At 66.4% G+C, this 244-nt stretch carries 1 pseudogene; it reads left to right on the top strand.

What is annotated here, in order from left to right:
• Window positions 1–244: pseudogene (locus AC3XQU_RS24615) on the top strand (integrating conjugative element protein); the annotation flags it as partial.

Below are 244 nucleotides of genomic sequence, written 5' to 3'. Positions count from 1 at the left end.
CGCGTCGCTGCCCATCACACGCGGAGTGATCGAGGCACTGCGCGACGAGCCGGACCAGCACCTGCTGTCGCAGCGCCTGGCGTCCGAGGTTGCGCTGGCGTCGGTGCTGGAGAAAGCGCTACTGCTGCAACGCACGCTGCTGACCGGCAAGAAAGAGCCCAACGTGGCGGCCAACCAGCTCGCCGTGGAAGCTGTGAACCACGAGAGCGACACGCTCGATCGCGAGATCCGCAACCTCAAGACC

The sequence above is a fragment of the Telluria sp. AZSoR62 genome (assembly GCF_058111565.1).
This window is presented reverse-complemented; position numbering and strand designations above follow the sequence as displayed.